Raw genomic sequence first — 10032 nt, 5'->3', positions numbered from 1 at the left:
GTACACAGGCTGTGTGCATATCTGCGTAGAATGGCCCTGAATAATAGCGCTTCAACAAGCGATACACCGGATTGCTGGGCTCTTTGACGCAGTAGTGCGAAATACCGTAGGCATCCGGTCCAGGATCGACCTCGCGACTGGCCATGTCTACCGGTACGCCCGATGGATTGCTCGTGACCATGGAGACCTCGAATCCGGCTTGTGCGAGAGAGCGCGCCTGCTTGTGATAGATACGGTCATCCTTGGTGCTGTGCTGTACTGCGACCATACATATGCTTCGAGCGCCTTTCATCGCTGGCCAAGATAGGTCATGGATATATACCCTCCAGCGAGTTCTCCTTCTGAGTAGAATGCGTACTTTGAAACTTCGAAAATCATTCAATCTAAAGCCATGTCCGGAATAATTCTGATACCCATACTCCTTCTCCTGTTCTTCTCCTTTTTCGTGGTCAAACAACAGACCGCAGCGATCATCGAACGATTTGGGAAATTCCAGAGCATACGGAGTGCCGGACTACAGATGAAGATTCCGGTCATAGACAAGATCTCAGGGCGTGTCAGCCTGAAGATCCAGCAGTTGGATGTTCTGGTAGAGACCAAGACCAAGGATGATGTATTCGTCCGTCTGAAAGTCTCAGTCCAGTATCTCGTTCTGAAGGAGAAGGTATTCGATGCCTTCTATCGTTTGGAGAGCCCACACGACCAGATCACCTCGTATGTATTCGATGTGATACGTGCTGAAGTGCCCAAGATGAAGTTGGATGATGTTTTTGAACGTAAGGATGATATCGCTATCGCTATCAGACGTGAGCTTTCCACTGCTATGGAGGAATATGGCTATGGGATCATCAAAGCACTGGTCACCGATATCGACCCAGCTCCCGAGGTGAAGGTCGCTATGAACCGGATCAATGCTGCGGAACGTGAGAAGGTGGCTGCGCAGTATGAAGGAGATGCCGAGCGCATCAAGATAGTAGAGAAAGCACGGGCCGAGGCAGAGAGCAAGCGTCTGCAAGGTCAAGGTATTGCCGATCAGAGAAGGGAGATCGCCAAGGGTCTAGAAGACTCTGTGGAAGTCCTCAACAAGGCAGGGATCAATGCGCAAGAGGCATCTGCACTCATTGTCATCACCCAGCACTACGATACGCTCCAGAGTATGGGAGAGACATCCAATAGCAATCTGATCATGTTGCCCAACGCACCGAGTACGGCCAGTGATATGATGACTCAACTGATAGCCTCATTCTCAGCGGTGCAGAGCGCTTCAAGGAATAACGATTGATACATAGATCACTCCGGTAAAGGAGTCTCCAAGGGAAGGATCCATTCTGAGTGAAAGAAGATCGGGCGTGGAACCGATGTCAGATCGATTTCCGGGTCGGTGAATTGCTGATATGGACGCCCATTGAGTTTGGCCTTTAGGTCGGCAAAGACTGCCACATCGATGCCGCGTTCTGCGAAGTCCTCTTGAATGATACGGGCAAATTGCCAGATAAGATAGGGTCTGACGATCGCCTTATTCCATTGCCAGCGATCCATATAGTCCTTTCCCTTGATTCGATAGACTTCTCCGGTCTGTCTATCCACCGCTCGGAATACCCCTTTGCCGCGTTTCGTTCTTAGTTTCATATGCCAGGCAAATCGATGCCCCTCTTCGGTCCAGCTGACATTGCCCGGGTAGAGGTGGTGCCTGAAGGGCAGAAATATGTGCAATAGGAGCCAAGCGCATAGAAGTACTGTGATGGTCTTCTGAGTACGTATGGAAGGAGCATGGAGAGCGAGCGGCCTTCCAGCTACAGCCTTCTGATTGAGAAACTTCAGTTTTGCAAGGAATCTACGCGGCCAATCCGGTCTGAAGAAGATGGTCGAAGCCCCGATCATGAACCATGGGAAGATGCCGATCTGGAAGAATTGCGAATTCATCAGATGGAACAGCGTGATGAAGATGAAAGCTGGAAGGCGTGTGCGCTTGTATATCAATGCCGGAACAATGAGTAGATCCAACAAGAGCCCGGAATAGGAGAGGAGGAGGATCATCCATTGCTCATCCAGAAAAGGGCCGATCAAGGGTATGTCCAGTTCGGGAGAGAGCCAGATATCCAAGGGCTTGCCTCTGAACCAATCGGGATTGATCTTGGCCACTCCGCCAAAGAAGTATGGAATCGCTATCATGGCCTGGATGAGGTATAGGACCCAGGCATGTACATGACTTGAAGCTTTCTGTGGCCTTCTCTTCGCATCCAATGACCATTCCTTTTCCAAGGGCAGGAAACAATTGACAAAGCCCAATAGACAGACCAGATAGAAGTGATTCATATACCGTGTCTGCTCTAGAAGGAAAGTATAGCTGAATACCAAAAAGAACAGGATCGAACTCAGTCTGTAACGGTAGCCTACTATGATGAAGATGGAGAGTATCCCCATCAGGTAGAAAACATAGTACATCGTCTCACCCGGCAGCGGCTTGACGAAGTCAAATGGCCAGTACGTGAAATTGTTGGCGGGTTCTATCCAGTATCGACTGATCCAGTCGTACTTGAAGTAGCGGTAGACCTCATAGAGCATGATGATTCCGAACCATATACGATAGACTACGGAAGATGCTATGTCCACCGGTCTGAAAAAGGCTTTTTGGAGATCGGATATCTTCAATTCCCTTGGGGATTGTTCATTGAATAGCACCAAAATAAGGATACGAGGAAACCGCTCAAATGTTCAGACTATAGACACCTATGCATGAATCAATCGGAATACAGCTTCATTGCTCGGAGAATATAAATAAGAAAGCCCGGCAAATATGCCAGGCTTCTTGTCTCTTGAGGGTGGAAGATGGGACTCGAACCCACGACCTCCTGAACCACAATCAGGCGTTCTAACCAACTGAACTACAACCACCATTTTCCCATTTCTAAGAACGGGGATGCAAATATAGAATGTAATCGCTTTATAGAGCTATCACGTACGATCACTCATAGGTACGTAGTCGCGCTCATTGGCACCAATATAGATCTGGCGAGGGCGACCGATCGGGTCCCTTCTCTCGATCATCTCTTTCCATTGGGCAATCCACCCAGGAAGCCTTCCTATTGCGAACATCACCGTGAACATCTCAGTGGGGATACCCAGTGCTTTATATATGATACCTGAGTAGAAATCCACATTCGGATAGAGACCTCTTTCTACGAAATACTCGTCTTGCAGAGCTACTGCTTCCAATTTCTTCGCTAGATCCAGGATAGGGTCATCCACACCCAGTTTATCTAGGACATTATCGCAAGCCACCTTGATGATCTTAGCACGTGGGTCGAAATTCTTGTAGACACGGTGACCAAAGCCCATTAGACGGAAGCTATCGCTCTTGTCCTTGGCCTTGTCCACCCACTTCTGCATATCTCCACCATCGGCTTTGATCATTTCCAGCATCTCGATCACCGCTTGGTTGGCTCCTCCATGAAGAGGCCCCCATAGGGCAGCGACACCGGCCGAGATAGAGGAATATAGATTGGCCTGTGATGATCCTACGATCCGCACGGTCGAAGCAGAGCAATTCTGCTCGTGGTCGGCATGAAGGATAAGGAGTTTGTTCAGAGCATCAGCAATCACAGGATCGACCTCATACTCCTCGGTAGGTAGACCGAACATCATGTAGAGGAAATTATCTACATAGTTCAAATCGTTCTTGGGGTACATGGTCGGCTGACCTTTTGCAAACTTGTAGGCCATAGCCGCCAGAGTAGGTAGCTTGGCTATAAGCCGGTGCATGGTCAACTCGATATCCTCCATCGGTCTGTTAGGGCGCTGACTCTCCGGGTAGAAAGTGGACAGCGAACTGATCATGGTAGAGAGGATACCCATCGGGTGAGCCCCAGTAGGGAAGGCTTCGAAGAATCTACGCATATCCTCATGTACGAGGGTGTGCATGCGTATGCTGTCTTCGAAATAGGTCAGTTGTTTCTCATTGGGCAACTCTCCGTAGAGAAGAAGACAGGCCACTTCGAGGAATGTGGATTTCTCTGCCAGTTGCTCTATGGGATATCCGCGATATCTAAGAATTCCTTTTTCACCGTCCAGAAATGTGATGGCGCTCCGCGTAGCTCCAGTGTTCTTGAAGCCAGAGTCCAAGGTGATATATCCTGTGGTTCCCCTGAATTTCGTGATGTCTACAGCCTTTTCATTTTCAGACCCTTCCACTACAGGAAGTTCATATTCTTGACCATCTAGGATGATCTTCGCGGTTTCGCTCATTGTTTCTTTTTGGGTGATATCTTTATTCGACAAGGTTTCCATCAGATAGGCTGCTAAAGGTAAAAAAGAAAGCGGATCGATAGACCCGCTCAGGTATCATTGGTCGGCCGTGGTCACTCTTTGAATTCAGGAGTGAATTCGGCCTGGTAGTCATTCCATTCTTCTTGGGTCTTCACCTCCTTGTATTTCTCCTCAGCGATGAACTTCAGCATGAGTTCTAGGCCAGTAGGTGTCTTATATCCAGAGACATTGGTCAGGCGGGTCATATTCTCATCCAGGTAGACGATGGTCGGATAGGCCTTCACACCCATATAGCGGGTGAACTGGTGCACTCCATTACGCCCCTTCCGGTTGGGATCGAAATTGGGGTTGGTGTACTCCACATCCTTGAAGGTGACGGGGTCAGCAGATTCCGCATTGAATTTCACTGCGTAATAATTTGCATTGATGTACTCGATGACATCGGGATTGGTGAAGGTATTGCGCATCATCATCTTACATGGACCACACCAGTGCGTGTAAACGTCCATCATGATCTTGCGGGGCTCCTCCTTGACCAATTCTTGAGCTTCTTCTATGGTGACCCAATTGATCGATTTCTCTTGGGCTATACTGAGAAGTGGAATGAGGAATACGAGTAGAATGAGTGAGTGCTTCATGCTCCTAATTTAACGAGATGTGATAAAGGCAAGTTTCATGCCGAGATGAAAAATCAAAGGTCGGACCATGATAAAGTCCGACCTTGATATTTTGTGATGCAATGAGCCGGAGGTCAATCGACCCCGTGCATCAATTTCTTCAGGGGTTTATTGAAGAGAGCAATGGTCAGAGCCAGCCCCAGACAGATGAATCCGATAGTGGAAAAGACATCTGTATAGGCATTGAGTCCGGCCTCACCGGTCAGCTGTTCTCCGCCACCGTGACCGCCCATCAACGAAGCGATCACACCGCCTAGATAGTTGGCCATGGCAAAACTCAAGAACCAAGCACCCATGGCTGTTCCTGATATACGGGATGGGGCGAGTTTGGTGACCATGGAAAGACCGATGGGAGAGAGGAACAATTCCCCTGTGGTATGCAAGAGATATAGGAATACCAAGGTCAAGAGCGGCACTTGGAAATCGGCATCTGCAAACTGCAGTCCTATCAAGGTGACCAAGAATCCCAATCCCAATTGAGCGATACCGTATGCAAATTTCATAGGAATACTCGGGTTCTTCCCGATCTTGCTCAGCTTGACCCACATCACGGAGAATATGGATCCGAAAATGATGATGAACAGAGGATTGAAGAATTGGGTCATGGATGCCGGCATGGTCCATGAACCTATGGTCCGGTCCACACATCTATCGGCAAAGAGTGTAAGCGAAGTACCCGCTTGCTCAAAGAAGGCCCAAAAGGTCACATTGATCAACATGAAGATCAATAAGACGATCATCCGGTCCCTCCACTTATTGGGAGATTCTCCAGCAGGCCTAACAGACGCTTCTTCTTTGTCCACTTCCACTCCGTTCTTCACCAGCACGAATGCGATCATCACGAAAAGAACAATGAGCAGACCCGCGATCAGGTAGTTCTCAAGAATGAGCAGGTAGCAGGCTGGGATGAGTAGGAGAGAGCCCAAAGTGACTGCCTGAGCCCAATTCAGAGGACCTATAGCCTTCTTTTTCCCTTCTTCAGTGATTTCTAGACCAGGAGCAGCGGCAAAAGTGTGACGCTGGGTATAGAATATCAAGATTCCCAGTAACATTCCTATACCGGCCAGACCGAAACCATAATGGAACCCATGTGTCTCCCCGATATACGCAACTACTGTCGTAGCTAGGAAGGCACCCACATTGATCCCGATATAGAAAATCGTGAATCCTGAATCCCGCCTCGGGTCGCCTTCACGATAAAGCTTACCGACTATGGTGGAGATATTGGCTTTGAAGTATCCATTTCCAATGATCAGCGCGCCCATACCGATGAGTAGCATCTGCTTATTCCCACCGAGTATCAAGAACTCTCCGATGGCCATCAGGATACCACCGAGTATGACTGCATACCGGTATCCCAGATAGCGATCGGCCATACGACCACCGAGTATAGGTGCAGCATAGACCAGTCCGGTGTAGGCTCCGTAGATCAGTGCAGCTTCAGAATCACCGATGAGCAGTGACTTTACCAAATAAAGGGTGAGGAGGACCCTCATCCCATAGTAGCAGAACCTCTCCCACATCTCGGAGAAGAAGAGGGTCATCAGGCCCCTAGGGTGGCCCTGGAAACCATCACTGCTTTCCATTTTGCTGGCCGCATCTTCTAAGCGATCATCATGTTCCATACGTTTTGTTCAGATTAGGTTATTGAGTTTGGAGGCTGGCTAAAGTAGTGATTTCGTAGTCAAAGATTCTCTTCGATGAACTCGGTCATCATCTCGAAGAGATGCAGTCGGGTCTTTCCGCCATAGATCCCGTGATTCTTATTGGGGTAGATGAACAAGTCGAAGTCCTTGTTTGCCCCTACCAAGGCATTGACCAATTCCATGGTATTCTGATAGTGTACATTATCATCAGCCGAGCCATGGACAAGTAGTAGGGGGTCCTCCAGCTTCTCTACATGGTTGATGGGTGAGTTGTCATCATAGCCATCTGGGTTTTCCTGCGGAGTACGCATGAAACGCTCGGTATAGATGGTATCGTAGAATCTCCAATTGGTCACTGGAGCCACGGCTATTCCCATTTTAAATGAATTGGCTCCCTTCATTAAGGAATTCAATGTCAGATAACCTCCGAAGCTCCAGCCTTGCATACCGATGCGACTGGCGTCTACATATTCCAATGAACCGAGATACGCAGCCGCACTGATCATATCCTCGGTCTCGAGTTTTCCCAATTCTAGATAGGTGGAGTTCTTGAAATCACGTCCACGGTAATAGGTGCCGCGAGGGTCGACAGATACCACGATGTAGCCTTTTTGAGCCAGCAGTTGATGCCAATAGAGATTTCTGCCTCCAAAACTATTGGACACGGTATTGTGTCCTGGCCCCCCATAGATGGCCATCAACACAGGGTATTTCTTTTTCTTATCGAAATTGGGTGGTTTGATCATCCATCCATGCAATGCATCTCCACGTTCGGTCTGGAAGCTGAAGAATTCCTTGGGTTGGAAATCGAAATCCTCGATGACAGCTTTCAACTCGGCATTGTCCACCAGGTCACGGACTTTCTTCCCCTTCTGTGTATATAGGCTGATATCATACGGTGTGTTGGCATCACTATGATACACCATCATGTATTTGTAGCCTTCTGAGAATTTAGCTTCATTATATCCCGCCTGGGGACTCAGCCTGCGCTTACCCGTGCCGGAGATATCGATACTATAGACAGACTTCTCTGTCACTCCTTCTTCAGATGAGGTGAAGTAGATCTTTCTTTGTTCGTCATCATATCCTACGAACTCGATCACATCCCAAGGCCCTTTGGTGAGTTGTCTTACCTGTTTTCCATTCCCATTGAATACATAGATATGATTGTAGCCATCTTTATCGCTGGTCATGATGAATTCTTGATTGTCTCGCAAGAACACCAGGTCATCCGATATTTCAATATAAGTATCGGAATTCTCAGAGTAGATGACTTCAGGGGTGATGATCGGGCCTCGGGCCGAACGAACATCAGCCAATAAGAGCTCCAGAAGGTTCTGATGACGATTCATGCGGGTAATGGCCAGTACTTCATCTACCGCAGTCCATTGGATGCGAGGCACATAGTGCTCTTTCTCTCCTAGATCGACCTTCTGGTCCGTCCTACCTTTCAGGCTGAAGATGCGAATCTCCACATCAGCATTCTGTTCACCGGCCTTGGGATATTTGAACGTGTATTGATCGGGGTATAGTTCTCCATACATGGCCATTTGGAATTCTTTCACTTCCGTTTCATCGAATCGATAATAGGCGATGTGATCGCTTGCGGGAGACCAGTAGAATCCTTTATCAAATCCAAACTCCTCTTCATAGACCCAGTCAGTAGCTCCATTGATGACTTCATTCTTCTTGCCATCTGTAGTGATGCGGATTTCTTTTCGTGTCTCTACGTCATAATAGAACAAGTCATTCTTCCGCACAAAGGCCACATACTTTCCATCCGGGCTGAATTCGGCCAAGCGTACTTGTCCTTCTTTACGACTTGAAAGCGGTAGCACGCGGTCGTTCGATCGGTCGAAGATCATGTAGTCTGCCCGTGAACTGTGCCTGTATATCGATTGTTGGTTGGTCGCTATCAATACCTTGCGTTCATCAGCTGAGAATTGGTAGTCATCGATGTGGGCTCCTTCGAGATGGTTGCTGGTGACGATCTCTTTGACTTTCTCCCCAGTGCTGTATGAATACATGACCACGGCATTGCCTCCTTGGACAGATTCCAAGCGTGTGTAGTGCGTGCCATCTTTCATGGAGCGTAATCCACTCACATAGTCCATTTGGAAGGTGGAGCTGTACCAGATATCCTCATTGCTCAAGGTCTTTTGAGCGCTCAGGACCTGAACTAGGAATAGAAGGGAAAGGACTACCGAGAAGTGCTTCATCTTGTTATGGGTATTAAACCCTAAAAGTAGCAAAACAAGTGCCTGACTATAGGCCGATAAAAAAGCCCCTTGACCATTCGTCAAGGGGCTTAGGTATTATTAGATACGGATTCCTATCAATCCACTTTGATCAGTGGCTTGACATGGATCTCATCGTTGTAGATCAAGCGTGTGGTGAACATGCCCGCATTGAGCTCGTCCACGTCAACGTAGAATCTGTATTCTACGTCTCCTACCACATTACCGCTGTATACGACCTTCACCGTCTGTCCGAGGTTGTTCAAGACCTCGAATACGACATATCCGCGTTCTGGCACTACAAAGCTCATCACACCTTCGTCTCCCATCGGATTCGGATAGATGGACATGAGTACGTCACTAGTGATCACTGGTGTGATTACAGTGATGTTCTGGCTGATGGAGATCTCATTTCCACAGTCATCTTCAGCAGTCCATGTGCGAGTGATCACATATGGGCAATCGGTACCGCTTTGAGTCTCCTCAAAGGTGATCGTCACATCGTTATCACAGTTATCTATTCCGAAGACATCGGTAGGTACTGGAGGAATGTTTCCACCACACTCTATCTCGATATCACCCGGTACGTTGAAGAGCTCAGGAGCTGAGTTGTCTTCAATGAAGATGTACTGCAAGGATGACTCGGAATTTCCACATGCATCAGAAACGATCCATGTTCTCTCCAAGGTTCCATAACAATCACCTGAGAACTGAATATCGATATAGTCGATAGTCACCTCGGAGCAATTGTCAGTTACTGGAATCGTGAGGTCATCCAATTGATCACAATCCACACTGATGGTGATCGGATAGTCACCGATGACCGGTGCTATGGTATCGATCACTGTAATCACCTGTACTCCGATGCTTGAGTTACCACAATCATCTGAAGCAGTCCATGTACGAGTGATGGTATATGGGCATTCTCCAGTAGATACTTCCTCATCGAAAGTGATGGTCACATCATCGTCACAGTTATCCGTAGCACTCGGTACTGCTGGTGCAGGGATATTCTCACACTCTACCTCGTCATCTTCAGGCACTCCTATGAGCACTGGAGCTGAAGTGTCAGAGACATTGATGGTCTGTGTAGCAATCGCTGAGTTACCACAGTTGTCCATGGCAGTCCAGGTGCGCGTGATCGTCATTTGACAGAAGTCACCATCCATCACTTGACCGTTGTAGGCTACTATCACACCATCATCA

At 48.1% G+C, this 10032-nt stretch carries 8 protein-coding genes and 1 tRNA gene; 1 reads left to right on the top strand and 8 read right to left on the bottom strand.

Going from position 1 to position 10032, the window contains the following annotated elements; translation table 11 throughout:
• On the bottom strand, positions 1-268 hold a 268-nt coding region (locus HKN79_09355), incomplete at its 3' end, for a hypothetical protein (protein ID NNC83773.1).
• A 123-nt stretch (positions 269-391) separates the two neighbouring features.
• Here HKN79_09355 and HKN79_09350 point away from each other — a divergent pair.
• The gene (locus HKN79_09350) at positions 392-1282 is read left to right on the top strand and encodes an SPFH domain-containing protein (protein NNC83772.1); all 891 of its coding nucleotides are present in this window, start codon (positions 392-394) and stop codon (positions 1280-1282) included.
• Between the two features lie 8 nt (positions 1283-1290).
• On the opposite strand, the gene HKN79_09345 is transcribed toward HKN79_09350, so the two are convergent.
• The 7 genes from HKN79_09345 to HKN79_09315 all read right to left on the bottom strand — a co-directional run.
• Positions 1291-2682 carry an HTTM domain-containing protein gene (locus HKN79_09345; protein ID NNC83771.1) on the bottom strand — a complete coding sequence of 464 codons (1392 nt, stop codon included), beginning with the start codon at positions 2680-2682 and terminating at the stop codon, positions 1291-1293.
• Between the two features lie 138 nt (positions 2683-2820).
• Positions 2821-2896, bottom strand: a tRNA-His gene (locus HKN79_09340).
• Positions 2897-2955: 59 nt separating this feature from the next.
• Positions 2956-4245, bottom strand: a complete 1290-nt coding sequence (locus tag HKN79_09335) for a citrate synthase (protein ID NNC83770.1) — start codon at positions 4243-4245, stop codon at positions 2956-2958.
• Between the two features lie 113 nt (positions 4246-4358).
• Entirely contained in the window at positions 4359-4904 is a 546-nt protein-coding gene (locus HKN79_09330) for a thioredoxin fold domain-containing protein (protein ID NNC83769.1), read from the bottom strand.
• A gap of 113 nt (positions 4905-5017) precedes the next feature.
• On the bottom strand, positions 5018-6529 hold the full coding sequence (locus HKN79_09325; protein NNC83768.1) for a peptide MFS transporter: 1512 nt from the start codon (positions 6527-6529) through the stop codon (positions 5018-5020).
• A gap of 98 nt (positions 6530-6627) precedes the next feature.
• Positions 6628-8808: a S9 family peptidase gene (locus HKN79_09320; protein ID NNC83767.1), complete on the bottom strand. Its 2181-nt coding sequence runs from the start codon at positions 8806-8808 to the stop codon at positions 6628-6630.
• Positions 8809-8924: 116 nt separating this feature from the next.
• On the bottom strand, positions 8925-10032 hold a 1108-nt coding region (locus HKN79_09315), incomplete at its 5' end, for a T9SS type A sorting domain-containing protein (GenBank protein NNC83766.1).

It is taken from the genome of Flavobacteriales bacterium, assembly GCA_013001705.1.
GTDB lineage: Bacteria > Bacteroidota > Bacteroidia > Flavobacteriales_D > JABDKJ01 > JABDLZ01.
Note: the sequence above shows the minus strand (reverse complement) of the source record. Positions and strands in the feature narration are given on the sequence as shown.